The 26262-nt window shown below is 71.3% G+C and carries 24 protein-coding genes; 13 read left to right on the forward strand and 11 right to left on the reverse strand.

Translation table 11 applies throughout. From position 1 onward, the window contains the following. The first annotated feature begins 153 nt into the window (after positions 1-153). Positions 154-546 (forward strand): cupin domain-containing protein, encoded by a 393-nt coding sequence (locus tag Asi02nite_RS13685; protein ID WP_203713040.1) that lies wholly within the window; start codon positions 154-156, stop codon positions 544-546. A gap of 10 nt (positions 547-556) precedes the next feature. On the opposite strand, the gene Asi02nite_RS13690 is transcribed toward Asi02nite_RS13685, so the two are convergent. After that, positions 557-1630, reverse strand: a complete 1074-nt coding sequence (locus Asi02nite_RS13690) for a DNA polymerase ligase N-terminal domain-containing protein (protein ID WP_203713041.1) — start codon at positions 1628-1630, stop codon at positions 557-559. On the opposite strand from Asi02nite_RS13690, the gene Asi02nite_RS13695 reads away from it, so the two are divergent. After that, a complete protein-coding gene (locus Asi02nite_RS13695) occupies positions 1511-2497 on the forward strand; it encodes an aldo/keto reductase (RefSeq protein ID WP_239126708.1) in 987 nt (328 codons plus the stop codon). The two genes, Asi02nite_RS13690 and Asi02nite_RS13695, sit on opposite strands and share 120 nt — an antisense overlap. Positions 2498-2920: 423 nt before the next feature. Here the strand turns inward: Asi02nite_RS13695 and Asi02nite_RS13700 are convergent, their stop codons facing one another. Beyond that, positions 2921-4150 (reverse strand): FAD-dependent monooxygenase, encoded by a 1230-nt coding sequence (locus Asi02nite_RS13700; protein WP_203713042.1) that lies wholly within the window; start codon positions 4148-4150, stop codon positions 2921-2923. Positions 4151-4267: 117 nt separating this feature from the next. Here Asi02nite_RS13700 and Asi02nite_RS13705 point away from each other — a divergent pair, with 117 nt between their 5' ends. After that, complete coding sequence (locus tag Asi02nite_RS13705) at positions 4268-5284, forward strand: TetR/AcrR family transcriptional regulator C-terminal domain-containing protein (protein ID WP_203713043.1); 1017 nt, start codon at positions 4268-4270, stop codon at positions 5282-5284. Then, positions 5256-5672, forward strand: coding sequence for a DUF5655 domain-containing protein (locus Asi02nite_RS13710; RefSeq protein WP_203713045.1), 417 nt, complete (start codon positions 5256-5258; stop codon positions 5670-5672). Before Asi02nite_RS13705 ends, Asi02nite_RS13710 begins: the two co-directional genes overlap by 29 nt. A 319-nt stretch (positions 5673-5991) precedes the next feature. Here the strand turns inward: Asi02nite_RS13710 and Asi02nite_RS13715 are convergent, their stop codons facing one another. Continuing rightward, positions 5992-7377, reverse strand: a complete 1386-nt coding sequence (locus Asi02nite_RS13715) for a GH12 family glycosyl hydrolase domain-containing protein (RefSeq protein ID WP_203713047.1) — start codon at positions 7375-7377, stop codon at positions 5992-5994. A 146-nt stretch (positions 7378-7523) separates the two neighbouring features. Between Asi02nite_RS13715 and Asi02nite_RS13720 the strand changes: the two genes are divergently transcribed. Next, on the forward strand, positions 7524-8633 hold the full coding sequence (locus Asi02nite_RS13720) for an FAD-dependent monooxygenase (protein WP_203713049.1): 1110 nt from the start codon (positions 7524-7526) through the stop codon (positions 8631-8633). A gap of 323 nt (positions 8634-8956) precedes the next feature. Next, positions 8957-10711: an aa3-type cytochrome oxidase subunit I gene (ctaD, locus tag Asi02nite_RS13725; protein ID WP_203713051.1), complete on the forward strand. Its 1755-nt coding sequence runs from the start codon at positions 8957-8959 to the stop codon at positions 10709-10711. Between the two features lie 431 nt (positions 10712-11142). On the opposite strand, the gene Asi02nite_RS13730 is transcribed toward ctaD, so the two are convergent. Then, complete coding sequence (locus Asi02nite_RS13730; protein ID WP_203713052.1) at positions 11143-11697, reverse strand: hypothetical protein; 555 nt, start codon at positions 11695-11697, stop codon at positions 11143-11145. A 91-nt stretch (positions 11698-11788) separates the two neighbouring features. Here Asi02nite_RS13730 and Asi02nite_RS13735 point away from each other — a divergent pair, with 91 nt between their 5' ends. Continuing rightward, positions 11789-12769, forward strand: coding sequence for a GlxA family transcriptional regulator (locus Asi02nite_RS13735; RefSeq protein ID WP_203713053.1), 981 nt, complete (start codon positions 11789-11791; stop codon positions 12767-12769). On the opposite strand, the gene Asi02nite_RS13740 is transcribed toward Asi02nite_RS13735, so the two are convergent. The 5 genes from Asi02nite_RS13740 to Asi02nite_RS42310 all read right to left on the reverse strand — a co-directional run bounded on the left by Asi02nite_RS13740 (position 12766) and on the right by Asi02nite_RS42310 (position 19684). Then, on the reverse strand, positions 12766-13614 hold the full coding sequence (locus Asi02nite_RS13740; RefSeq protein ID WP_203713054.1) for an alpha/beta fold hydrolase: 849 nt from the start codon (positions 13612-13614) through the stop codon (positions 12766-12768). The two genes, Asi02nite_RS13735 and Asi02nite_RS13740, sit on opposite strands and share 4 nt — an antisense overlap. A gap of 288 nt (positions 13615-13902) precedes the next feature. Continuing rightward, positions 13903-15129, reverse strand: a complete 1227-nt coding sequence (locus tag Asi02nite_RS13745; RefSeq protein ID WP_203713055.1) for an MFS transporter — start codon at positions 15127-15129, stop codon at positions 13903-13905. Continuing rightward, positions 15126-15707, reverse strand: coding sequence for an isochorismatase family protein (locus tag Asi02nite_RS13750; RefSeq protein ID WP_203713056.1), 582 nt, complete (start codon positions 15705-15707; stop codon positions 15126-15128). The genes Asi02nite_RS13745 and Asi02nite_RS13750 overlap by 4 nt, the downstream gene beginning before the upstream one ends. A gap of 10 nt (positions 15708-15717) precedes the next feature. Then, complete coding sequence (locus tag Asi02nite_RS13755; protein WP_203713057.1) at positions 15718-17007, reverse strand: nicotinate phosphoribosyltransferase; 1290 nt, start codon at positions 17005-17007, stop codon at positions 15718-15720. A gap of 16 nt (positions 17008-17023) precedes the next feature. Continuing rightward, positions 17024-19684, reverse strand: coding sequence for a LuxR C-terminal-related transcriptional regulator (locus Asi02nite_RS42310; protein ID WP_203713058.1), 2661 nt, complete (start codon positions 19682-19684; stop codon positions 17024-17026). Positions 19685-19880: 196 nt separating this feature from the next. Between Asi02nite_RS42310 and Asi02nite_RS13765 the strand changes: the two genes are divergently transcribed. The 6 genes from Asi02nite_RS13765 (at position 19881) to Asi02nite_RS13790 (ending at position 24225) form a co-directional block, all read left to right on the forward strand. Continuing rightward, on the forward strand, positions 19881-21440 hold the full coding sequence (locus Asi02nite_RS13765) for a hypothetical protein (RefSeq protein WP_203713059.1): 1560 nt from the start codon (positions 19881-19883) through the stop codon (positions 21438-21440). Positions 21441-21519: 79 nt separating this feature from the next. Beyond that, a complete protein-coding gene (clpS, locus tag Asi02nite_RS13770) occupies positions 21520-21810 on the forward strand; it encodes an ATP-dependent Clp protease adapter ClpS (RefSeq protein WP_203713061.1) in 291 nt (96 codons plus the stop codon). Between the two features lie 3 nt (positions 21811-21813). After that, entirely contained in the window at positions 21814-22308 is a 495-nt protein-coding gene (locus Asi02nite_RS13775; RefSeq protein WP_203713063.1) for a DUF2017 domain-containing protein, read from the forward strand. Between the two features lie 57 nt (positions 22309-22365). After that, a complete protein-coding gene (locus tag Asi02nite_RS13780) occupies positions 22366-22857 on the forward strand; it encodes a M67 family metallopeptidase (RefSeq protein WP_203713064.1) in 492 nt (163 codons plus the stop codon). A 61-nt stretch (positions 22858-22918) separates the two neighbouring features. Continuing rightward, entirely contained in the window at positions 22919-23251 is a 333-nt protein-coding gene (locus Asi02nite_RS13785; protein WP_203713065.1) for a MoaD family protein, read from the forward strand. An 8-nt stretch (positions 23252-23259) separates the two neighbouring features. Continuing rightward, positions 23260-24225, forward strand: a complete 966-nt coding sequence (locus Asi02nite_RS13790) for a PLP-dependent cysteine synthase family protein (RefSeq protein WP_203713066.1) — start codon at positions 23260-23262, stop codon at positions 24223-24225. On the opposite strand, the gene Asi02nite_RS13795 is transcribed toward Asi02nite_RS13790, so the two are convergent. Both Asi02nite_RS13795 and Asi02nite_RS13800 read right to left on the reverse strand, forming a co-directional pair. Continuing rightward, positions 24210-24956 (reverse strand): alpha/beta fold hydrolase, encoded by a 747-nt coding sequence (locus Asi02nite_RS13795; protein ID WP_203713067.1) that lies wholly within the window; start codon positions 24954-24956, stop codon positions 24210-24212. The two genes, Asi02nite_RS13790 and Asi02nite_RS13795, sit on opposite strands and share 16 nt — an antisense overlap. Before the next feature lie 320 nt (positions 24957-25276). Next, positions 25277-26134 (reverse strand): hypothetical protein, encoded by an 858-nt coding sequence (locus Asi02nite_RS13800; RefSeq protein WP_203713068.1) that lies wholly within the window; start codon positions 26132-26134, stop codon positions 25277-25279. Between the last annotated feature and the right edge of the window lie 128 nt (positions 26135-26262).

A 26262-nucleotide genomic window follows, 5' to 3' on the forward strand; every position in this document is an offset into this window, starting at 1 on the left:
CCGGTGCCCGCCGCGGTCGGGAGTCTTACCGTCTCCCACCGATGCAGCCCGGGGGCAGTACATCGACAGGGACCTGGTTACGGAGTTGGCTGCCCGGTGAATGGATGTGCCAAACCTCGTTCGTGCGATTAATCGGACGGGTATGGATGGGGCATGGAGCACTTCACGATCGCCACGGTCGCCGAGAAGAACCCCGATTTCCGCCGGGTGCTGGCGACCGGCAAGCACACGCAACTCGTCATCATGACCATCCCGCCGGACGGGGAGATCGGGGAGGAGGTCCACGAGCACACGGACCAGCTCCTGACCTTCGTCAGCGGGGTCGGGGAGGCCCGGGTGGCCGGGGAGCGGAAGCCGGTCAACCCGGGGGATCTGGTCTTCGTCCCCGCGGGCACCAAGCACAACTTCGTCAACACGGGACCCAACCCGTTGGTGCTTTACACGGTGTACGGGCCGCCGGAGCACTCGGTGGACGCGGTGCACCGGACCAAGGAGGAGGCGGACCGGCTGGAGGAGAGCGGCCAGGACGAGCCGCCCGCCGCGTAGCTGTGTCGCTTTATACCGTGTCGACCCGCAGCCAGTCCGGTGTGCGGCGGCCCGGGGTGTAGGGGGCGTCCAGGCGTTTGGCTATGACGCCGGGTAGGCCCTGTTCTTCGGCGGCGGCGAGGGCGAACTCGCCGCCGCCGACGAACGAGGGCGGGGTCTGCCAGGCGGGTCCGGACAGGGTCAGACCGTCGAGCAGTTCCCGGCGCTGGGTGTACGGGAGGTCGACGGTGCTTCTGCCTTCGAGCCAGAGCAAGTCGTAGATCAGGTAGCTGATGGTCAGCCCCGGCGGCGGCCGGCGCCCGGCCGCCGTGGTGGGGGCGGGCCGGACGCGGCCCTGCCGGTCGAAGGCGACGATCTCCCCGTCGAGGACGGCTTCCGTCGGTGCGAGGGTGGGGCCGATCTCCCTGACCGTCGGATAGGCGGCGCTGATGTCCTGGTCGGAGATCGAGGTGAGGCGGACGCGGCCACCGGAGACGTAGGCGACCGCGCGGGTGCCGTCCCAGCGCATCTCGAAGGCCCACTCGTCGTCGCTGTCGGGCAGCCCGCTCGTCGTGGGCGTGGGACGCGTGGGCCTGATCAGGTCGGGGATCGGCTCCCACCCGTCCGGCGGGGGCGACATGCGCCGGATCATCCAGTCCTCGCGCTTGCCGGGCTCGGGCCGCCCGGTGCGGAACAGGACGTAGCGGCCGGAGACCCGGGAGCCGTGGAGGGTGAACATGACCTCGTCGGGCTTCCATTTTTCGGTCTCGTAGGTGCCGGTGTCGAAGACCTTCATCCGGCCGCCGCCGTACTCCCCGGCCGGGATGTCGCCGTGGAACGTCAGGTATTCCATCGGGTGGTCCTCGGTGTGCACGGCGAGGTGGTTGCGCACCTGGTCGCGGGGGAGGCCGCGGGGGACGGCCCAGGAGACGAGAACGCCGTCGCGCTCGAGCCGCAGGTCCCAGTGCAGCGCGCGGGCGTGGTGCTGCTGGATGACGAACCGGTCGCCGGCCGCTGTCGCGGGCGCTGGGGCCGCTTCGGGCACTGGTTCGGGCGTGCGTCCGGCGTCACGCTTGCGGCGGTATTCCTCCAGCCGGTCGGGCATGGCGATATTGTCCGGGATGGCCCGCCGCAGCGCATCGCCGCCGACGGGGTATGCCATCCGGATGGACGGGTAGGGAAGGTCATGACCTCATCGACCGCACAACCAACCGTGAAGCTCCCCGGCGACGTGCGCATGCCGTTGCTCGGCTTCGGCACCTGGCAGGCACACGGCGAGAGCGCGCACCGGGCCGTGTCGGCGGCCCTCGACGCCGGGTACCGCCTGATCGACACGGCCACCGCATACGGCAACGAGGACCTGGTCGGCCGGGCGATCGCCGAGAGCGCGGTTCCCCGTGAGGACATTTTCATCACCACCAAACTCCCTGCTGAACGGGTAGGCCGCGAACAACGCACGATCGACGAGAGCCTGCGCATGCTGGGCGTCGACCAACTCGACCTGTGGCTCATCCACTGGCCCCCGACGCGCGGCGACCTGGTCGACCTCTGGCGCCGCCTGATCGAGATCCGCGACGCCGGCCAGACCCGCACGATCGGCGTCAGCAACTACTCGCTCGCCCAGATCGACGAACTGATCGCCGAAACGGGCGAAGCCCCGGCGGTCAACCAGATCAAGTGGGGCCCCCGCCTCTACGACAAGGCAGAGGTGCAGGGCCACCACGAACGCGGCGTCGTGCTCGAGGGCTACAGCCCCTTCAAAACCACCCGGCTGGGCGACAAGACCTTGACCCGCATCGCCGAAACCCACGGCGTGTCACCCGCCCAGGTAGTCGTCCGCTGGCACATCCAACATGGAGTCGTTGTCATCCCGAAGTCGGTAACACCGGCCCGCATCCGCTCCAACGGCGACGTGTTCGGGTTCGAGCTCACGGACGAGGAGATGGCGGCCATCGACGCCCTGGGCCATTAACGGTCCTCCTTTGGCGTTGAGAGTGGCCGCACTGGGTGGCGCTGACAGCGCCCCAGTTCGGTCAATTGGCTGCGCGCCGGCGCGGAACTTGCCAGCCGCCGCGCGCGCAGGCCTGCGGCGCGCGCTGGCCTGCGGCGCGCGCTGGCCTGCGGCGCCTGACGCGCTGCCCGCTCGGCCACAGCGCCCGGCCTGCGGCGCGCCTGGCCACCGCGCCCGGCCGCCGCGAACGGTCCGCGGCGCACCCGGCCCGCCGCGCGCCCGGCCTGCGGCCCGCTCGGCTACCGCGCCCGGCCTGCGGCCCGCTCGGCCACCGCGCCCGGCCCGCTGCGCCTGCGGCCCAGCGTTGCGGCCCCAGCCGACCTGCGCCCAAGCGCCTACGCCCGCCTCCAGCCGCGCGGCGGCTTTGGCGTCCTGCGGGACGCCTTAGCGTGGGTTCGGGATCGCTAGGGGGTCTCGGGTCGTCGGGTAGTCCTTCAGGGTGATGGCGTTGGCCGCGGCCTGGAGGTTGCCGGTCATCGCGCTCTTGCCCGGCAGCTTGGTCATCGTGCGGATGACCTGGTTGCGGAACCAGATGCCGGCTCGGGACCCCGGGGCGAAGCCGCGGTCGCCGCCAGGTGGTCGCTTGAGGTTGCGGGTGACGTAGTCGCGCATGCCCGCCTCGTAGCGGCTGAACGCCGCCACCGGGTCTGGCGTGCTGGCCAACTCGCCGGCCAGCGTGTAGGCACCCACCAGCGCCATGCTCGTGCCCATGCCGAGCGAGCCGGCGAACGCCGCGTCGCCGAGGAGGGTGATGCGCCCGTGTGACCAGCGGTCGAGGTTGGTGGCGCCGCTGCGGGTGAAGTAGAAGTCGTCGGCGGGCCACATCTGCTCGATCAGGTGCGGGATCTCCCAGCCCGCGCCGGCGAACACGTCGGCGACGAGCGCCTTCTGGGCCGTCGTGTCGCGGCGGTCGTGGCCGAGCGCGGGCGAGAACCAGGAGAACATCGCGCGGACCTCGCCCGTGCGGCCCACCGGGTAGAGCAGCAGGACCCGCCCGCCGACGCCGTTGCCGGCCGGGAGGTTGTACATCATCTCCCACCCGTCCAGGTCGAGCGAGGTATGGGCAGCGAAGAACGAGGTGTACATACCCAGGTCCCGGACGGTCTGCCGGTCGCCGCCGAAGGCCAACCGGCGCACGCCCGAGCGCAGACCGTCGGCGCCGACCACCACGTCGAAGGTGCGCGGCGACGCATGGTTAAAGGTGGCGGTGACGCCGTCGGGGCCGTCGCGGAGCGCGGTGATGTGATCGTCGAAGAGATAGGTGGCGGCCGGGGCCGCCTCGTGCAGGATCCGCACCAGGTCGCCGCGGAGGATCTCGATCTCGGCCACCACTCCACCGGAGTCGCCGAAGTCCTCGCCGGCCATGCGCGCGACAGGTGCGCCCCGACGATCGACGTACATGATGCCGTGTGTTCCGGTGTGTTTAGCGCGGATGGCGTCGAGGATGCCCATCCGGTCGACGACCGTGCGGGCGGCGCCGCGGATGTCGATGGCCTGGCCGCCGGAGCGTAGGGCGGGGGCACGCTCGACGACGGTCGCGTCGATGCCGTGCCGGCCCAGCCAGTGTGCGAGCGCGAGCCCGCCGATGCCGGCGCCCGAGATGAGGACGTTCATGGTCAGCCTCCCCTGTACGGTGGGACGCGTACACCGTACAACAGCCTGCTTACGTTGTATAGCGCACTAGCTCAGCACGTGATACGGTTCCCGTGCACTAGTGCAGAGGAGGCGGCCATGGTGGAAGAAGCGCCCTACCGGCGGATCGCGGCGGAGATCCAGGACCGCATCGCGCGCGGTGAGTTCGCTCCCGGCGACCGCATCCCGTCGACCCGCGAGATCACGCGGGACTGGGGTGTCGCCATGGCGACCGCGACCAAGGTGATCGTCGCACTCCGTGACGCAGGCGTGGTCGAGACCCGCTCAGGATCCGGCAGCATCGTCATCGACCGCGGAAGCGCCCCGATCGAGGTGGTCATCGAGCCCGACGTGCCAGCGCGCGCCGGCGGCTTCCACACTCCGGCGGCGGTTCGGACGCGTAAACCCTCCGATGTGGAGCTCAACCGCGAGCGGGTGGTCAGTTCGGCCATAGCGATCGCCGATGCCGAGGGCCTCTCGATGCTCACGATGCGGCGCGTGGCCGCTGACCTGGGCGTCGCGACGATGTCGCTCTACCGTCACGTGCCGGGCAAGGATGAGCTGGTCCTGGCGATGATCGACGCGGTCTTCGGCGAAGCCCCGCTCCCGGAGGACCTACCCGGCCACTGGCGCGCCCGACTCGAGACGGCGGCGCGCCAGATGTGGCGGTCGTTCGCCGCACACCCGTGGGCGGCCGACCCGCTCTCGCTGACTCGCCCGCAGTTGCTCCCCAACCTGATGCCCTACTCGGAGTGGAGCCTCGGCACGCTACGGGAGTTGGGCTTCGACGTCGACGAGATGATGCACATCCACCTGTCCCTGTTCGGCCACGTCCGGGCGAGCGCGCTGAGCCTCGACTCCGAGCTACGCGCCCGGGAGGACACGGGCGTCACCAACGACCAGTGGGCCGACATGCACGGCAACGAGATCGAGGCGGTGCTCAGCTCGGCGAGCGAGGGATCGAGCGGTCTGCGCTACGTCGCGGAGCACGGTTTCGACTACGACATCGAAGCGGTTTTCGAGTCCGGCCTGCGCCTGCTGCTCGACGGCGTGGCCGTGGCACTCGCCCGAAGAGAGGTGCAGGGAGATGAGCAGGTGGACCTGTCCGTCCTGTGAGCGTGAGTTCGGCCGCAGCAACCAGTGGCACGTCTGCGTGCCCGCGGGCACGGTCGACGAGACGTTCGCGCCGCATCGGCCCGAGTGGCGGCTGATCTTCGACGCCATCCTCGCGCACGTCGAAGACCTAGGCCCGGTCCACACCGACGCCGTCCGGATCGGCGTGTTTCTCAAGACCGAGCGCACGCTGGCCGAGGTACGCCCACGAGCCCGCGCGGTCGACCTGATGCTGGTGCTTCCGCACGCGATCGACAGCGACCGCATTCGGCGCACCATGCGGACGTCGGCCGACCTGACCACCAGCGTGGTCGCCCTGACCAACGCCGGCCAGGTCGACGACCAGGTCCGGGCCTGGCTCACGGAGGCATACGATGCCGCGTCCGGCTAGCCGGCGGGTTCGAGCCGCGGCATCGGCTCGTGGTCTACGGGTCGCGGCACTGAGGTGCCAGGCGCGAGCGTCGCTGGCGGTTTCCAGGCAGCCGTCCGTTCAGTGCCGCCAACAAAGCCTCGGCGACGCGAGTCTGCGACGGCCGGATTTTCCCGCGCAGACGGCCAACGTGTACGCGAACGGTGGTAACCAGGATCCTGGGGCGCGCGGGGCGGCACGAACGGCTTCGTCATCCAACGCACGAACGCGTGCGCCGGTCGCGGATCGGCACAGCCACAACGGCCGGGCCGGGGCGCCCGCGACCGGCGCCGTCAACGGGTCAGCCGACCGTGCAGGCCGAGCCGTTGAGCGTGAACGCGGATGGCGACGAATAGCCGCCGCCGTGCGTGCCTTGATAGCCGAAGCTCGTGCTCGCGCCGGCGGCCAGCGTGCCGTTCCACGCCAGGTTGCGCGCCGTGACCGCCGACCCGGAGCTGGTCACCGTGGCGTTCCAACTGCTGGTGATCGCCTGGCCGCTCGGGAGGGTGTAGGTCAGCGTCCAACCGTTGATGGTCCCGGTGCCGGTGTTGGTCACCGTGACGTCCGCGGTGAACCCGTTGTTCCAGGTGTTGGCCGCATAGCGCACCCGGCAGCCGGATCCGCCACTGCCGGAGCCCGACGTCGTCACGGTACGGCCTGGCGAGGCGGCCGAGACGTTGCCGGCGGCGTCACGGGCGCGAACCGAGAAGGTGTACGCCGTGGAGGCGGACAACCCGCTCGCGGTCAGGGACGTGCCCGTGCTGCTGCCGATCAGGGTGGCCGTGCCCGTGCCCTGCTGGCGATAGACGTCATAGCCGGTCACGCCGACGTTGTCGGTTGCGGCCGACCACGAGAGCGCGACGCTGGACGCGGTCACGGCGCCGGCGGTCGGCTGGCCGGGAGCCGACGGTGCCTGGGTGTCCGGTCCGGGACCGGTGCCGCCGCCGTTCACCGCCGCCGAGAAGCTGCTCACGCCGAGACCGACGCCGCCGTTCCATGGCTCGAATCCGGCCTGGATGCTGGTCAGATACCACGAGTTGGTGATGGCACCGCGCGACCGCACGTCCGCGATGAAGTCCAGCACGCTGAAGTTCCACGAGCTGATCGGCGAGGGCGCCACGTACGAGATGACGTTGTTGGCGCCGTTGCTGCCGCGCCAGACCTCCCAGGTCCGGCCGCCCACCGTCGCGGAACCGACGACGCTGCCGATCGGCTGGATCGGGCCCTGGCGGTTGAACCAGATCATGATCTCCATCTGGCTGACCCCGTCGGTTCGTGGCGTGGGGTCGAGCCAGATGTCGTAGGACGCGTTGTAGGTGCCACTGGCGTACGTGTAGTTGATCGACGAGGTGGCGCTGCTGATCCGGCTTACCTGCATCGGCAGGTTCGTCCCCGGCGAGCAGTTGGTGTAGTGGCAACCGACGAAGACCGACGGGTACGACAGCGGCGCGCCGTTGGTGGCGGCCGAGCCCTGCTGGGCGGTGATGCTGAAGCCGGTGTCCGTGACGTTGATGCACTGCTGCGCGCTCGAGCCCCAGCGGTTGTTCTGCACCACGTATCGGCCCTGGATGGTGGTCGAGCCGTACTGCTCGCAGATCTGCGTGTCGGCCTGGGCCGGCGACGCCACGGCGAACATGCCGCTCGCGACCAGGGCGGCGGTCACGGCGGCTCGGACAAGACGGCGCATGCTGCTCCTTCCGATGTCGAGAGACGGGATGGGAGCGCTTCCATCGACATTAGTCCACGTTTCTGGCGCTGGATAGAGGTCCGGACAGCGAGTAATGTTCTGGCTTCAGTGCGTGGCCCCTCGACAGCCTCGGAGGCTTCGTCCACATGCTCCCGTCTACGCTGCGCGTCCTCGTCGTCGGCGCCGGCATCGCTGGTCTCGCCGTGGCCCGGGCGCTGCGCCTGGCTGGTTACCGCCCCGAGGTCATCGAGAAGCTGCCCGCCACCACCGTCCCGGGTGCCGGCATCTTCCTGCCCGGCAACGCCGCCCGCGCCCTGCGTGAGCTCGGCCTGGACGAGGCCGTCCAGTCGCTCGGCGACGTGGTCGAGCGGCAGCGCTTCCTCGACGAGCACGGCAGCGAGCTCTGCGAGGTCGACCTGGGCAAACTCTGGGCGGGGGTCGGTGAGTGCCGCGGCCTGCCCCGCGCCGAGCTTCAGCGGGTGCTGCTCGCGTCGGTCGGCGGGGAAGTCCGCTACGACACCGCCCTGGCTCGCCTCGACTCCGATGCCGACGGTGCGGCCGTGGCGACGTTCGGTGACGGCTCGGTCGCGACGTACGACCTGGTCGTGGGTGCAGACGGGCGCAAGTCCTCAGTCCGCGCCCTCGCCGCCCTCGGTGGTCCGGCCCGCCCGGTCGGCCAGGTGGTCTACCGCAGCGTCGTCTCGGGTGGCCCGCCGATCACCGACTGGACGGCCCTGCTCGGCCGCCAGACGGCCTTCGTGGTCACGCCGATGGGTGACGGCCGGCTCTACCTCTACGCCGACGAGCCCGGCACCAGCCCGCCCGACGACGCGCTCGCCCGGCTCCGCGAGGTCTTCGCCGGCTTCGGCGAACCCGTGCCCGACATCCTCGACGCGGTCGACAAGGTGCAGGTCGCCCTGACCGACGAGGTCGAGATCGCCTGCTGGTCCCGGGGCCCGGCGGTGCTGGTCGGCGACGCGGCCCACGCCACCTCGCCAACCCTGTCCGAGGGTGCCGCGATGGCGTTGGAGGATGCCGTGGTCCTCGCCGAGGCACTCACCGCGGCGAGTTCGATGCCGGAGGCACTTCGCCGGTACGAGAGCCGCCGCCGCCCGCGCACGAAATGGGTCCTCGACCGCACCCGCGACCGCGACCGCACCCGCGACGTCGCACCGGCCTTGCGCGACCCCCTCCTCCGGGGCCGCGGCGACCGCATCTTCCGGGAGCACTACCGCCTGCTGGTAGACCCGGCCTAGCGGGCCGAGATCCGGGCCGCGGTCCGCCGGCGCAGGTTGCGCGGCCTCGGCCGGTCGCCGACGACGGCCACAAGGGCCCGCCAGGCCACCGGCCTCGCGCCGTGACGGCAACCAACGAAGCACCCTGCTCAAGGTGCCCGACGACCCCACTCCGTGACGTCCCGCCAGCACTCCGTAACCAGCACTCGGAACGACCACTAACCGACCCCCGACCCACCCCCGCCAGCGCGGGTATCAGGAGAGGTTTTCACCACCCAACGAGGGCGCCTTGAGATGCGAGGACTATTCTGCCTCCGACACAGACGACATTGCGGAGGCGTGTGGTGACCACCGTTGCACCGAAGCCGATCGTGACTCGGCCATGGCCGGTCCGCCAGCCGGTGAAGGGCTCGGCCTTCGCGCGTTTGCTGCGCACGACGGACGCGAAGCAGATCGGGATCATGTACATGGTCACGAGCTTCGCGTTCTTCCTCATCGGTGGGGTGATGGCGCTGCTGATGCGCGCCGAGCTCGCCCGACCGGGGATGCAGTTCCTGTCGCCGGAGCAGTACAACCAGCTCTTTACGATGCACGGCACGATCATGCTGCTGTTCTTCGCGACGCCGATCGTGTTCGCGTTCGCGAACTTCGTGGTGCCGCTGCAGATCGGTGCGCCGGACGTCTCGTTCCCGCGACTGAACAGCTTCGCCTACTGGCTGTACGCGTTCGGTGGCTCGATCGCCCTCGGCGGCTTCTTCACCCCGGGCGGCGCGGCCGACTTCGGTTGGTTCGCCTACACGCCGCTGAGCGACATCGAGCACACGCCGGGTGTCGGCGCCAACATGTGGATCGTCGGTCTGGCCATCTCCGGTCTGGGCACGATCCTCGGTGGCGTCAACATGATCACGACGATCCTGACGCTGCGTGCCCCCGGCATGACCATGTTCCGGATGCCGATCTTCACCTGGAACATCCTGGTCACCAGCCTGCTGGTCATCATGGTCTTCCCGTTGCTGGCGGCAGCGCTGTTCGCCCTGGCGGCGGACCGGATCCTCGGCGCCCACGTGTACGCCCCCGAAACCGGCGGGCCCATGCTGTGGCAGCACCTCTTCTGGTTCTTCGGCCATCCCGAGGTCTACATCGTCGCGCTGCCGTTCTTCGGCATCATCTCTGAGGTCATCCCGGTCTTCTCCCGCAAGCCGATCTTCGGCTACAAGGGCCTGGTCGGCGCCACCATCGCGATCGCGGCGCTGTCGATGAGCGTGTGGGCGCACCACATGTTCGCCACCGGCCAGGTGCTGCTGCCGTTCTTCAGCTTCCTCAGCTTCCTGATCGCCGTACCCACCGGTATGAAGTTCTTCAACTGGATCGGCACGATGTGGCGCGGCCAGTTGAGCTTCGAGACACCGATGCTGTTCGCGGTCGGCTTCCTGGTGACGTTCCTCTTCGGCGGTCTCACCGGCGTCCTGCTCGCGAGCCCGCCGGTCGACTTCCACGTTTCCGACTCGTACTTCGTCGTCGCGCACTTCCACTACGTGCTCTTCGGCACGATCGTGTTCGCCGTCTACTCGGGCATCTACTTCTGGTTCCCGAAGATGTTCGGCCGGATGCTCGACGAACGCCTGGGCAAGATCCACTTCTGGCTGACCTTCATCGGCTTCCACACCACGTTCCTGGTGCAGCACTGGCTGGGCAACGAGGGCATGCCCCGGCGGTACGCGGACTACCGCCCCAGCGACGGCTTCACCACGCTCAACGAGATCTCCACGATCGGCGCGTTCGTCCTGGGCATCTCGACGCTGCCGTTCATCTACAACTGCTGGAAGTCCTACAAGGCCGGCCCGGTGGCGCTCGCCGACGACCCGTGGGGCTACGGCAACTCGCTCGAGTGGGCCACCTCGTCCCCGCCGCCGCTCCGCAACTTCGACCGGATGCCCCGCATCCGCTCCGAGCGCCCCGCGTTCGACCTGAAGTTCCCGGAGTTGGCGGCCGGCCGCTCGGTCGCCGGCCCGCCGGAGGGCGGCGCCAAGCCGCTGACCAGCGAGTCCGACCACGGTGCCAGCTACGAGGAAGACACCTCGACGAACGTCGACCGCTAAAGGCTGAGAAAAGCGGCGCGCCGCCTCCGGGTACGGGGGCGGCGCGCCGCTTTTTCGGCACCATGCGCTCGCCCAAGGCGTGACGAGCGCCTGACGCTCGCGGCCGAAAGAACGTCCCTGCGCCGATTTACTCGGCGGCAATTCCGGAGCGGCGCGGGACACCTCGTCATGAACCGGCTGCGTTGGGCGCTCGCCGACGGCGCCACCCTGACCCGCCGCGACCTCGACCACTGGCGTGGCGAGACCGCTCGCCATGGCCGGCCGCCCGATCCGCCGGGGCGAGGTCGCCTTCCCAGCCAGAGGCGTGTGCCCCGCTGGCGGTCGCGGTCCCCGCCGTCGGGCTGCTCATCCCTGTCAGGGGAACACCACCCGCCCGTCGACCCAGACCGTCGGGCCTGGGTTGCCGCACGATTGGACACCGACGGGACCGGCTAGAAGATCAGGATGACGGCGGCAACGCCCAGAACAACATCCACGACCGCGCACCATTCGGCGTACGAGCGCGGCACCACCCGATCCGCCCGGTGGTAGTAGACGTCCCACGCCGCATGGGCCAGCAACCCCACCGCGATCAGCACCCCGGCCAGGACAATCGACCCCGCCTCGAGCGCTACCACCGCGACCACCGCGAACAGCACCGCCGCGGCTGCCTGGATCCCGAACCCCGGCGCGCGCCGCACGATGCCGAGAACGACGAAGACCACCGAAGCCACCAGCATCGCGTACGCGATGTTCAGGTCCAGGATCTTCAACGGCGCGACCACCACCGACCCGATGAGCACGGCGGGCCAGGTCACGGATCGGCGGTTGAGAGAAGCCGGCACGAGGTAGCCGAGCGGCGACAGCACGAGCAGGAACGCCAGGCCGCGTACGTCCGCCAGGTTGTAGAACGACGCCGCGATGATCGGGATCGCGGCCAGGGTGGGCCAGCGGTGGGCGAGCCACCGTGGCAGCGACGGGGTCTCACCGGTCGTCGTCGAAGTCATGCGACGACCGTGCCAGCGGCGGCCCGCCATCCGGAACGGTGCGCGACAGGCCGGTCCGAAACCCTGGGTTCGGCGGCCTAAGGTCGGGGATATGGACGAGCGGCACATCGTCATGGTCGGGTACGACGGCGCCGAACTGCTCGACATCGCCTGCGTCACGTCGACCTTCGGGCTGGCCAACGCGATCGGTCGGCTTCAGCCCGGCTACCGGGTCTCGCTCGCGACGCCCGGCGGCCGCCCGATCCGCTGCGACAGCGGCCTTGTCGTCGAGGCGCAACTGACCCTGGAGCGGCTGACCGGCCCCCTCGACACGGTCATCGTCTCCGGTGGCTTCGGGCACGAGGCCGCCGCCGAGAACGCGCTAGTGGTCGCGCACCTCCGCCGCCTCGCAAGGGAGAGCCGTCGGGTGGCGTCGGTCTGCACCGGCGCGACCGTACTCGCCGCCACCGGCCTCCTCGACGGCCGCCGCGCGACCACCCACTGGCGGTTCGCGCCGCGGCTGGCCCGCCGCTACCGCGACGTCCGCGTGGACCCGGCCCCGATCTTCATCCGCGAGGGCCAGGTCGCGACCGCGGCCGGCGTGACGAGCGCCCTCGACCTGACGCTCTCGTTCGTCGAGGAGGACCACGGCCCCGACCTGGCCCGCCAGGTGGCCCGCGATCTGGTCACCTACCTGCAGAGACCAGGCAACCAGGCCCAGATGAGTGTGTACGTGTCACCGCCCGCCCCCGACAACGACGTGGTCCGCCGCGCGGTCGACCACATCGTCACCCACCTCGACACGGACCTGTCCACGGCCCGCCTCGCCGACGCGGTCGGCGTCAGCCCGCGCCACCTGACCCGCCTGTTCCTCCGCGAGTTGGGCGAGCCACCGGCCCGCTACGTCCGCTGCGCCCGCGTCGACGCCGCGGCCCGCCTGCTCGACTCGACGGACCTCCCGATGCCGGAGATCGCGACCCGCTCGGGTTTCGGCTCGGCCGAGGCCCTCCGCCAGGCGTTCGTGACCCGCTTCCGCATGCCCCCGGCCAAGTACCGCGCGGTCTCCCGCCGCCCGACACCCGTGTCCGGTTAGGACGCGCCGCCGTCGCGTGAGGCCAGGAACCCGAGCACGGCGGCGCGGAAGCCCGCCGGGTCTTCGGCCCACGGAATGTGGCCCGCGCCGGCGAGGGTCACCCGGCGGACGTCGGGCAGGGATCGTTCCAGCGAGTCGACGGCCCACCGGGGCCGAAGGTCCCGGTCGCCGTCGACAATGAGGGTCGGCACGGCGAGCGAACGGCAGAGCGCCGGCACGTCGTTGTCGACCAGAAACCGCTTGGCCTCACCGTTGATCGCCGCCGAACACACGTAGTTGATGCCCCACCATGGCGTCGCGAACTCTTCCGCCCGCTCCCGCGCCGTAGCCGGGTCGACGAAGTCGGTCGTCCACTGCAGCACCGCATGCTCCCGCTCCTCCCCGGGCGTCCGGTCGCGGCTCTCGAGTTCCTGCCACCGCGGTGCGTCCGCACCGATCCGCCGCAGCACCTCGCGGGCGTACGTCGGCTTCCAGGTGGAGTCGGGGTCGACGCCGGTGCCGGACACATAGCTCAGACTCGCGACCCGCTCCGGATGCACGAGGGCATAGCGCAGCGCGAGCGTCGCGCCCCAGGAATGCCCGAGCAGATGGACACGCTCAACGCCGCACGACACCCGCACGGCGTCGAGGTCGGCGATGAAGCGAGCGATCGTGTACGGCCCGTCGCCAGCCGAACGACCGCAGCCGCGCTGATCCCACCGAACGGCCCGCACCCCGTCACCCAACAGCCGGACCACGTCGTCGAAGTAGTCCCACAACCCAGGCCCACCATGGCAAAGAATGACGGGCGTCCCCGATCCGGCCTCGGCGGTCCAGATCTCACACCCATCATCCGCAAAGACCATGACGGCGAGTATCACCGGCCGCCGTCCCCCACGGCGATCAGGTTTCGGTCGATCACCGCGACGCACGCCGGCGGAGGCCGCCCTGCACCGTCCCCCGGACCTTCCGGAAACCGTGGCTCCGTCGACGCGACGCGGAGAACGAGATGGCCGCGTCCGCGCCGAACCCTCCGCAAAGCAGGCGCGGCAGCCACGACCTCGGTCAATCTCGACGCGGCCGTCAAGCCGGGCTCGTCGGTCAAGCCGAGCTCATCGATGAAACGGACCACCCCACCGGCAGGGAACCGGTGGCTAGTCCGCCGTGACCAGGGACGGCTCGGCCGACCGAAGCGGCTCCACCGGCGTCGGCGGACGCCGGCGCATCAGATAGACGGGCAGCACCGCCAGCGCGATCAACAACCCCGCCACCCCCGTGGCCACGAACCCCCAGCGCGGCGCCGTCAGGTCGATCACCCAACCCGCGAGAGGCGCACCCAGCGCCAAACCGACCGTGATCGCTGAGCCGTGCAAGCCCATCGCCTCGCCGCGGACCGATGGCGGCGCCAACTGGCTGACCGCGTCGGCCGCCGCCGCCAGCGCCGGGGCGCACAGCGCGCCGGCGGGGATGAGCAGGAGCGCCAGCAGGTACCACTGTGGGCCCGCCACCGCCACCAGGACCGTGCCCAGGGCCAGCACCGTCAGCAGGACCAGCGGTGACGGCACCCTCGACAGCGACCCGTAGACGAAACCACCGACCAGCGAGAAGACGCCCCACAGCGTCAGCACCAAGCCCGTCCAACCGATCTGATCGGCCTCGCGGAGGACCGCGACCACCGTGACGTCGGTGCCGCCCAGCACCATCGTCGTCGCCACCGCGATCGCCAGGATCGCCACCATGCGGGCCGACAGCCAGGAGCGGCGCGGTGGACGCACCGTCGAGGCGACCGTCTCCTCGTCGGTCGCGCGGACCGGCGGGTTGAAGACGAACAGCGCCGTGCCCGAGAGCACGACGCCCAGCCCGACCGCCCACATCGCCGCCTGTGGCGAGACCGACGTCGCGAGCAGGACCGCCAGCGCCGGCCCGACCATGAAGGACAGCTCGACCGACATCGAGTCCAGCGCGTACGCCGGGCGGCGCCGCGACACCGGCACCAGCGCCGCCAGCGACTGGCGGACCACCGAGAAGACCGGCAGCATCAGCACGCCCGCGACCAGCGCGAGGACCAGGAGCGCCGGGTAGGGCAGTGAGCCCGCGACCGACCAGAACACGCCCTCGGTGATCGTGCAGATCGCGAGCACCGGGCGCAGCCCGCGGCGGTCGACCATGCGGCCGAGCAGCGGCGCCCCGATCGCGGCGCCCACCGTCGACGCGGTGGCGACCAGGCCGGCCGCGAAGTAGCCGCGTTCGAGCTCCTCGACCACGTGCAGGGTGAGCGCGATCGCGGCGGCGACCGACGGGATGCGGGCCAGGATGGCGACAAGGATCAGCGGGCGGACCCCGGGCAGACCCAGGACCGCCCGGTAGGGCGCCAGCCTCACGCCGGGTTCACGACGGGCTTGCCGACGAGCGTGACGCCCGCCTCGCGTAGTCGTTCGAGCGCGGCCTGCGTGGTCTCGGTCATGACACCGGCCGTCAGGTCGAGCAGCACGGTCGTCGCGAAGCCCAACCGGGCCGCGTCGAGGCTGGTCGCCTGGACGCAGTGGTCGGTGGCGATGCCGACCACCTCGATCTCGTCGACGTCGTGGTCGTGCAGCCAGGTGGCGAGGCCCACACCGTCGTCGGTGTGGCCCTCGAAGCCGCTGTAGGCCGCCGCGTGCTGCCCCTTGTGGAAGATCGCCTCGACGCGGCCGGTGTCGAGGTTGGGGTGGAAGTCGGAGCCGGGCGTGCCGACCACCGTGTGCGGCGGCCAGGTGGTGACGAAGTTGGGCTGGTCGTCGAAATGCGCACCCGGGTCGATATGGAAGTCCTTGGTGGCGACCACGTGGTCCCACCGGTCGGGCTGGCCGGTCAGCGCGCGCGAGATCTCCGACGCGACCCCGGCCCCGCCGGCGACGGCCAGCGAGCCACCCTCGCAGAAGTCGTTCTGCGTGTCGACGATGATCAGTGCGCGGGTCATGCCCAGAACACTAACTCGCGGGTACGACGGTAACGGGCACCGCCGGGTCGCCCGCGGACAGCTTGAGCCCCTCCCACGGGATCGAGATCAGCCCCTGCCGCAGGTGCTCACGGGAGTCCGCGAGCGACGGCAGCCCGTCGACCGGCGAGCCGCCCACGAAGTAGGGGATCTGCAACCGCCGGTCGCCCGTACGCGAATCGGGTGTGCCCTGCGACACGACGATCTCCTCGATCGCCGTGCCCGTCGGCTTGTGCCGGCGCACCGCGGTCTTCCGCCCGCCGATCGTGGCCTTGTGCTCGGACCGCTTCACCACCGGCCGGCCGTCGACCTCGACCAGCTTGTAGACCAACCCGGCGGTCGGCGCCCCGGAGCCGGTGACCACGGAGGTGCCGGCCCCGTAGATGTCGACGGGCTCGGCGGCGAGCGCGGCGATCGAGTACTCGTCGAGGTCGCCGGACACGATGATCTTGGTCTCGGTCGCGCCCAGCGAGTCGAGCAGCTCCCGCGAGTGCTGCGCCAGCACCGACAGGTCGCCCGAGTCGATCCGGATCGCGCGCAGTTCGGGCCCGGCGACCTTGATCGCGGTACGGATGCCCTGCGCGATGTCATAGGTGTCCACGAGCAGCGTGGTGTTCCTGCCCAGCGTCGCCACCTGTGCGGCGAACGCGGCCTCCTCGTCGTCGTGCAGCAGCGTGAACGCGTGCGCGGCCGTCCCCGCCGTCGGGATCCCGAACCGCATGCCCGCCGCCAGGTTCGAGGTCGACGTGAACCCCGCGAGGTACGCGGCCCGCGTCGCGGCCACCGCGGCCTCCTCGTGCGCCCGGCGCGAGCCCATCTCGATCAGCCCGCGACCCCGGGCGGCGGTGACCATGCGGGCGGCGGCCGCGGCGATCGCGCTGTCGTGGTTGAGCACCGACAGCACCAGCGTCTCCAGCAGGACACACTCCACGAACGTGCCCGAGACGGTCAGGATGGGCGATCCGGGGAAGAACAGCTCACCCTCGGCGTAGCCCTCGATGTCGCCGCCGAACCGGAAGTTGGCCAGCCACTCGGCCGTCGCCGCGTCGACCACGTCCCGCGACCGCAGGTAGTCGAGCTCGTCCCGGTCGAACCGGAACGAACGGATCAGGTCGACCAGGCGACCGGTGCCGGCCACCACGCCGTACCGCCGGCCCGGTGGCAGCCGCCGCGCGAAGACCTCGAAGACGGACCGCCGGTCGGCGGTGCCGTCCTTGAGCGCGGCGCTGACCATGGTCAGCTCGTAGTGGTCGGTGAGGAGAGCGGGGTGGCCCTTGGTCATCTCCCCAGACTAAGACTCAGGCGTCGGGGAGCATCCGCAACGCCGGGCCCAGCTCCGCGCGGCTGGCGATGCCGAGCTTCGCGTACACGCGTTGCAGGTGGTTCTCGACGGTGCGGGTGGAGAGGAAGAGCTGCGCCGCGATCTCCCGGCTGGGCACCCCGGCGGCGGCCAGCTTGGCGATCTGCCGCTCGCGGTCGGTCAGCGCCGGTCGGGACAGGCCGAGCGCGGGCGTACGCAGCATGTCGCAGTTGCTCAGCAGGTCGTTCATGAGGCGGGTCGCGGAGTTGGCCTCGGCCGCCCGGGTCTCCCGGAACCGGTTGGCGGCACCGGCGGCCGCCTCCGCGGCGTACACCCAGAGGCCCTTGGACTTGAACAGGTCAGCCGTGATCAGCAGGTCGGGGGCGGACCGGCGGGCCGCGGCCTGGGCATGCGCCGACATGATGCCCGGCAGGTCGCCGTCGAGCGTGGCCGCGAGCTCGGCGAGGCGCTGGGCGACCGTCTGATCGGCGGGGTGCTCCTCGGGCCAGTCGATCGCCTCGGTCGCCCGGCCCAGCCGGACCAGGTCGTGCAGGGCCAGCACCTCGTGGCCGGCGAAGCCGTCGCCGCGCAACCGCCAGACCAGCCGGCGGAGCACCTCGGCCGCGCCGGGCAGGTCGTCGGCGACCGCCAGGACCGCAGCCCGCGCCTGCTCGCGCCACGGGTAGAGGATCGACATGATCGGCGCCTGCGCCTCGTCGGAGTCGGCCATGGCGGCGCGCGCCTCGTCGACCTCGCCGCGCAGGGCGTGCGCCCGGGCCCGCTCGGCGTGGGCCAGACCGGCGTAGATCCGGCTGGTCGCCAGCACCGCGCAGGCCTGCACGCTGGTGCGCAGCGCCTCGCCGGTCTGGCCGCGCAGCCGGGCCGCCTGCGCCCGCAGGATCGACAGGTAGCCGGAACCGAGCCGGAAGTCGCCGGCGTCGGCCAGGTCGGCGAACTCGTCGGCGACGATCCCGTCGATGCCGGCCAGGTCGCCGACCAGGGCCAGGCGGGTGCCCCGGGCCAGCTCGAGCGCGAGCTGGAGGTAGGGCATGTCGGTGCGCCACAGCGGCGCGTCGGCCTGGACGCTGGCCACCGCGCGCTCGCTCGCCCGCGACTCGCCCTGGGCCGCCTGGAGGTGGGCGATCATGCACTGGGCCAGGCCACGGGCGGCGACCGGGGCGGCCGGGCGGTCGAGGATCGAACGCGCGATCCGCAGCGCGGCACCGGTCTCGAGCTTGTGCAGGCGCATGATCGCCTCGAACGAGCGCACCCGGGACTGGTCGGCCGGGTCGGACAGCGCCTTGGCCTCCACGGCCAGCTCGTCGGGTGTCGCCTCGCGGCTGAGCCCCCAGTAGCTGACCAGGCCGCGGACCACCAGCCAGCGGGCCCGCAGGGCGGCGGAGGTGGCCTGCTCGTCGACCGAGTCGAGCACGGTCAGCGCGTCGCCCGGCTGGTCGCCGAACATCAGCATCGTGGACAGCAGCTCGGCCGCGCCGAACCCGCCGCCGGCGTCGAGCGCGGCCCGGGCCAGCCGGGTGGCCAGCGGCACGTCGAAGCCCGCGAACGCCTGGGCACCGGCCATCAGGAGCTGCATCGGGTCCTGCGCGGTGCCGGAGTCGAGCCGCCAGACCGCCACCCGCAACAGGTCGTCGCGGCGCCGGGCGCCGGCCTGCTCGACCAGGTCGGCGAGCTGCGCCTCGAGCCGGCGCTGGCGCGACACCGGGCAGCGGCGGCGGACCACCTCGCCGTAGAGCGGGTGGGAGAGCCGGATGTTGTTGCGCCGGTCGCTCTTGACGACCCGGATGAGCTGGCGTTCCTCCGCGACTTCCACGTCGGCCGGGTCGGTCGCCTTGATCAGCAGGTCGATGCCGATGGGCTCACCGAGGGCGGCCAGCTCCACGACGGTACGTACGCCCGGCGTCAGCTCGCCGATGCGGGCGTCGATCAGGTCGAACAGGCTCGGCGCCAGCTCCAGCCGGCCCGTCCACCGGTGCACCCCGAACTGTTTGGTGAACTCGCCGGCCTTCTGTGCGGCCAGCACCAGCTCGCGCAGGAGCAGCGCGTTGCCCTCGCAGAGCCGCCACAGCCGCTCGGCGCTGGCGTGGTCGACGTCCCCCTCGAGCATCTGCACCAGCATGCGGCTGACGTCGTCGACCGACATCGGCTCGAGCTCGACAAGCTCCACCAGGTCGTCGGTCCACAGTGCGCGGATCGGGTGCGGGAACTGCTCACCGCTGCGCAGCGTGCCGAGCACGGTGGCGCCCTCGTCGCGGGCCATCAGGTAGACCAGTGCCGACGACGACGCGTCGAGCAGGTGCGCGTCGTCGATCGCGAGCACGATCGGCCGCCCCGCGGCCTGCTGGTTGAGCGCCTCGACCGCCCAGCGCAGCAGGCCGGCCGCGGTCAGGCCGGGCGGCTGGTCGGTGGGCAGCACCTGGGCGAGCCCGCCGAAGGGCAGGGAGGCCGTCGCGAGGTTGGCCGACGCCGTCCAGACGGCCAGTCGATCGGTGGGTAGCTGGCTGACGCCCTCGCGCAGGAGACGGCTCTTGCCGATGCCCGCACTGCCACTGAATATGAGCCCTCTTCCCCTTCCGCCTTCGGCGGTCGAGATGAGACGGTTGAGCTCTGCGGCACGGCCGACAAATCCCCACGGACCCATCAGCGCAGCATATAGAGAGTAATGGCGATGGGTACTCCCCGTAACGGGTTGAAGTTGAGTACCCACCCAACATGGCATGAGTAGTCCGCTACCTGTCATGCCAGGTAGCCGGTCGCATAGCGTTCCGGTGCTCGACGAAACGCGGACGGTGATCGCCGCGCGCAAGACCATCGCAATAACAGGGAGGCGCAGGCTCATGGGCTCTGACACGCTCGATCGGCTGACCGAGGCGAACATCATCTCCCTGCCGCAGCAGCGGCGCACGCCCAGCCGTACGCGTGGTCCCGTCCTGGAGCCCATCCCCGACGAGCCGTTGGCCGTCGTCGCGCTCGGCGCCCGCGGCAGTGGTCGCAGCGACGTGATCGCCGCCCTCGTCGGTGCCGTCGGCCGGCTGCTCGACGTCCCGAAGGCGAGCTACCTCGTGGTCAACCACGGCCACGGCAAGGACGTCTGCTCCTACCTACCGGGCGCCCGCAAGGCACACCCGTTCCGCTCGCTGTCCGCACCGGCCGACGAGTCGGCCGCCGCCCGCCCGCCGCGCCGCATCGAGCTGAGCCTGCCCGACCCGCTGCTGCGCCACTTCGCTCTGGTCGACGCGCCCGACACCGAGGATCTCGGCGTGGCCGGCGGCCGGGTGCTGCACGACGCCGTCCAGCGCGGCGGCGCGGTGATGTACGTGCTCAGCGCCGGCCAGCTACCCGGCCGCTTCGAGCTCGACATCCTCGGCGAGGTCGCGCAGACCAACGCCGCCGTCTTCTTCGTCGTCACGCCGCGCGCCGACGGCACCTGGTACGCGCCGGCCACCGCCCTGAGCGCGTCCGACGTCGACCTGCTCGACCTCGGCGAGATCGCGCCCGGCCTCGGTGACAACGACCCGGCCGCCGGCGCGGTCGAGGCGCAGCGGCTGGCCATCGCGACCGCCATCCCGGCCCTCGCCGAGGTGCCGTGGTTCGCGGTCGACCCGGCGGCCGGCGACACCGCGTTCCTGCGCCGCGCTCTGATCGAGTGGGCCGCCGACGAGGGCATGCGCCGGGCCAGCGACAACCCGCCGGTGCCGCCCAACGCGATGCGGACCGTCCGGGTCGCCGAGGGCGTCCACGAGTCCGACTGGGCCGAGCGACTAGAGGCGGCCGCGCGCGCCGAGACGCACCTCGTCCGGCAGCGCCTGGCCATCGAACTCGCCAACATCCACCTGCGCTGCGTCCAGGAGATCGTCTTCGGTGCGGGCCCGAGCGGCCTGCCCGAGGTCCTCGACCGCGAGATGCACGCGCTGTCCCTCAAGGCGGTCGCCGAGTGCGACGACGCGGTCGACCGCCTGCTGACCACCGCCGCCACCCAGGTGCTCGGTGCCCCACCGGATGAGGGTGTCCGGCGCCGGGTGGCGGCGGGTGTACGCCGCGGGCTGGCCGACGACCGGGCCGCCCGCGATCTCGACAAGGTCCTGCTGATCACCAGCACCGCCGGGGTGGCCACGGTCGCCGGCGGTGGCGCGGTGGCCGGCCTGGCCGCCTACCCGGTCGAGCCGGGCCGCACGATCCTCCCGTCGCTCGGCGTCGGGCTGGCCGGCGGCTGCTACGGCCAGTGGCGCAACGCGGGCCCGTCCGACACCAACCGCGCACGCTCGTGGGCACAACGGTCGATCCGCGGCGTCGAGCTCGAGCTCCTCCGCGAGGTCTCCCGCCGCCTCGACGCCACCCACCGGGCGCTCTCCGGCGTGCTGGCCGAGGCCGTCGATCACGGCATCCTGCTGGCCTGACCAGCCCACACGACAGATGAGGGCTACTGATACGCATGTGGCGGTCGTCGGTGCGTCGATTTGCTCGTACGATGGCCATGTGGCAGCCCCGCAGACGACTCCCGTGCAGTCGCCGGACGTCGAGACGGTGCCGGCGACCGACCGTCCGTGGATCACTGTTGTCCATGACGACCCGGTCAACCTGATGACCTACGTGACCTGGGTTTTCCAGAAGCAGTTCGGCTACACCCACGACAAGGCCCAGTCGCTGATGCTCGACGTGCACAACAAGGGTCGCGCCGCGGTTTCCGCCGGCGCCCGCGAGCGGATGGAATACGACGCCTCGTGCCTGCACGGCTACGGTCTCTGGGCGACGGTCGAGCAACCCTGAGTCATGTTCCGGCGTTATGGCGAGCACTGCGTGGCGACCTTCGCCCCCGACGAGGTCCGGGTCCTGCGGAAGGTCGCGACCGAGGTCGTCGGCCTGCTGACCGACGGCTTCGACCACGCCGACCCGGTCGTCGACCGGCTGTTTCCCGACATCTACCCGAGCAACCCCGAGGACTCGGCGGAGTTCCGCCGCTTCACCGAGGGCGACCTCAAGACGGGCAAGATCGACTCGGCCGGCGCGATCCTGGCGTCCCTGCCCAGCGGCTCCGGCGGTGAGGTCCGGCTCGACCCCGAGTCCGCCGAGGCCTGGCTGCGCGCGCTCAACGACGCCCGCCTGGCGATGGGCGTACGCCTCGACATCAGCGCCGACACCGACCTCGGCGAGGAGCTCGACGACGCCGTGCTGAGCGATCCGTCCTCGTCGCGGGTCTTCCAGCTCTCGGTCTACGCCTATCTGGGCTATCTGCAGGAGTCACTGCTCACCGCGCTCACGGAGTGACATGGGTGACCGCTGCCACGTCCCGGCGCGCCCCGCGCAGACGGTAGGCTTGTGGGCGTGCTGAGCATCGACCGGTCGATCATCGACGCGATCATCGCCCACGCACGCCGCGACCATCCCGACGAGGCGTGCGGCGTCGTCGCGGGCCCGCTGGGCAGCGACACCCCGGTGCGCCACATCCCCATGGACAACGCGGCCCGGTCGATGACCTTCTATGAGTTCGACTCGATGGAGCACCTGCGGGTCTGGCGTGAGATGGACGATCGCGACGAGGAGCCGGTGGTCATCTACCACTCGCACACCGCGACCGAGGCCTACCCGTCCCGCACCGACGTCTCCTTCGCCGGTGAGCCCAACGCGCACTACCTGCTGGTGTCGACGCGCGAGCCGGCCACCGAGGAGATCAGGTCGTTCCGCATCGTGGACGGCGTCGTAACCGAAGAGCCCGTCCAGATCGTTGAGCCCACCGTGGATCCGCACGCCGTTCAGTCATACATGTTCGGGCAGAGCCCGACGACGGTCGACTACGAGTGTTCGCCAGGCCGCTGACCCCCGCGCCCGTCCGTTCACCGTCCTTTCCCGACCGTCGTTCTTCACAGGAGCAATGATCATGGCTATCGAGGTTCGCATCCCCACCATCCTGCGCACCTACACCGGCGGCGCGAAGACCGTCGAGGGCGCCGGCGACACGCTCGCCGCGCTGCTGTCCGACCTCGACTCGCGCCACGGCGGCCTGCGCGGCCGGCTCGTCACCGAGCAGGGCGGCCTCCACCGCTTCGTCAACATCTACGTCAACGACGAAGACGTCCGGTTCCTCGGGTCGCTCGACGCCAAGCTCAACGACGGCGACAACGTGACCATCCTGCCGGCCGTCGCCGGCGGTGCGTTCGGGTTCGCCGCCGCGGCCGCCATGCTGGGGCGGTCGACGGCGCCCGTCCGGTAGGCCCCGCCATGTCGCGGTACGAGAGCCTGCTCGAAGCGGCGGGAGACACCCCGCTGGTCGGCCTGCCCCGGCTGTCGCCGGTGGTGCCCGAAGGCGCGCCACCGGTCCGGCTCTGGGCGAAGCTCGAAGATCGCAACCCGACCGGGAGCATCAAGGACCGGGCGGCGCTGTTCATGGTCCGTGAGGCCGAACGCGCCGGCCGGCTCCGCCCGGGCGACACGATCCTCGAGCCGACGAGCGGCAACACCGGCATCTCCCTGGCCATGGTCGCCAAGCTGCGGGGCTACCGGCTGGTCTGCGTGATGCCCGAGAACGTCTCGACGGAGCGCACCCAACTGCTCCGGATGTACGGCGCGGAGATCATCTTCTCGCCGGCGGCGGGCGGCTCCAACCAGGCGGTGGCGACGGCGAAGCAGATCGCCGCCGAGCACCCCGACTGGGTGATGCTCTTTCAATACGGCAACCCCGACAACGCACGCGCCCACTACGAGACGACCGGGCCGGAACTGCTGCGCGACCTGCCGACGATCACCCACTTCGTCGCGGGCCTCGGCACCACCGGCACGCTGATGGGCACGGGCCGCTACCTGCGCGAGAAGGTGCCGGGCATCGAGATCATCGCCGCCGAGCCACGCTACGGCGAGCTGGTCTACGGCCTGCGCAACATCGACGAGGGCTACGTGCCGGAGTTGTACGACGCGTCGGTGCTGACCCGCAGGTTCTCGGTCGGCACCCGGGACGCGGTCCTGCGTACCCGGCAGCTCGTCGAGGTCGAAGGCATCTTCGCGGGCTTCTCCAGCGGCGCGATCCTGCACGCGGCGCTGGCGGTGGCCCACCAGGCGGTCAAGGACGGCATCCGCGCCGACGTGGCGTTCGTGATCGCCGACGGCGGCTGGAAATATCTGTCGACGGGCGCCTACGGCGGCACCCTCGCGGACGCCGAAGAAGCCCTCGACGGTCAACTCTGGGCGTAGAAACGGCTCAGCGCGTCGACCAGATCGGCGTCGTCGACACCGTGCCAGCTGCCGGGCAGGCTGCGGTGGTGGCCGTCGGGTAGTGCCCCGACGATCGTCACCGCCCAGTCCGGCAGCGGGCCGGTGGTGCCTTCGCTGTCGATGACGAGCGTGGGCGTGCGTACCCGGGCGATCAGGTCGAGTGACGTGTGGTCGCCGAGCAGGCAGTCGTAGACCAGCGTCGGCGCGACCGCGATCAGCCCGGGGTCGGGCGTCGCGTACTCCTCCGGAACGCCGATCGACGCCAGGAAGTGCGCGGCGGCCTCCTCATGGCTGCCGGCCCCGACGAGCGCGCGCATCTCCTGGGTCAGGTCGGACTCGCCGCCGCCCAGCGGCGGTTCGAACAGCGCCATCCGGTCGATCGGCACACCGGCCGCCGCGGCGTGCAGCGCCACCAGCCCACCCGACGAGAACGCGTAGACGTGCGCCCGCCCACCCGCGGCCGCGATCACGGCGGCCAGGTCGTCGATCTCCCGCTCGACCGTGTAGGGCGCGGTGTCACCACTCTCGCCGCGTCCCCGCCGGTCATAGGTGACGACCGTGAAGTCGTCGGCGAGCGCCGCTGCGATCGACCGCATCGGGCCGTGCTCGCGATAGCCCCCCGCCGCGTCGACACACACGACCGTGGGCCCGGCACCGACCCGCTCGAACGCGATCACGGTGCCGTCGGCGGAACGCACCGTCTCCGTCATCCGCCCGGTCCTCCTCGAACGCCCGATCTCAGGGACGCACATCATTTCCCGGGTCCGCGGTGGCGGCAAGACCGTCGCTCCCGCCGGACACCGCTCCGCTTCGCTCCGCTGCCAGGCCCGCGCCTGGCCGCGCTCAGAGCGCCAAGCGCCCATGCTGAGCGCCAAGCGCCCATGCTGAGCGCCAAGCGCCCATGCTGAGCGCCAAGCGCCCACGCCGAGCGCCGAGCGCCAAAGGCGCGAAGGCCGAAGGGTCAAGGGCCAAGAGCCGACCCCCGACCGCGCCCACCGCGCCGGCCCAGCGTTGAGCACCGAGCGCCGGGTCAGAGGGCGATGATCGTCAAGGCGATCGTCACCGCCAGTGGGAGCGTGGCGAAGGCCAGTAGGAGCCAGGGCATGTAGCGGCGTTGGATGGTGACGAACGCGCCCACCGTCAGCAGCACGCCGATCAGGCCCACGCCGATCAGGGCCGGCTTGTACCAGGCCGGGGCTATGCCGCTGATGATCGCGGCCAGGCCGCGGATGCCTACGCCCACGCCGGCCAGGGCCAGGGCCGTGCCCCAGGCGCAGATGCCGAGCATGTGGCTGTTCTCGGGGACCGGGCGCGTTTCCGAGTGCAGGTCGCCCAGGCGGAAGATGCCCGTCTGCGCCGCCGCCGCGTGGCGGGCTTTGTTGAGGCTCAGCCGGGTCGGCAGGCGCTCGACGCTGACCGCGCCGGCCTCGTGGCCGGCACCAGCCTCGCGGCCGGCACCCGCCGGCCGCGACGGCTCGGCGCCGTCAGCGGGCGCCGCCGTCCCGCCGGCCGGGGGAGCGTCGACCGGCATCACCGGACTCTCCGACACCGTGCCGGCGGTCGCGACGCCGCTCAGCGCCCCGTCCCCGCGGGTCGCCGGCGCCGTCTCCGGGCCCGCCATCGTGTCCAGGCCCGTGATCGTCGGCACCGCCGCCGTCGGACCCGCCCACTCCGTGCCGGCCCCCGTCTGGCTCGGCGCCGCGTTCGTTCCGGCCGGCGGCACGATCGGCAGGATCTTCACGTCTTCGCCGGGCGCGACCGCCGCGGGCCCGACGTCGGCGAGCACGCCGGTGGCCGCGGGCGCGTCCGCGCGCTTCGCGTGCCGGGGTGACGACTCCTGAGTGCTGTCTGATTTGTCCGCCGAAGGGATCTCCGCCTGGCTCGACACACGCCACCGCCCCGTGCCTGAAATCGGCCCGCCGCCGCCCGGCGGGCCCGCCACCGGTTCAACGCCCAAATGTGACTAGGCGTAACGGCATGATCTCCAACCGCGATCATCCGGAAATGCGGGAAGGT

The sequence above is a fragment of the Asanoa siamensis genome, from assembly GCF_016862555.1.
Classification (GTDB): Bacteria; Actinomycetota; Actinomycetes; order Mycobacteriales; family Micromonosporaceae; genus Asanoa; species Asanoa siamensis.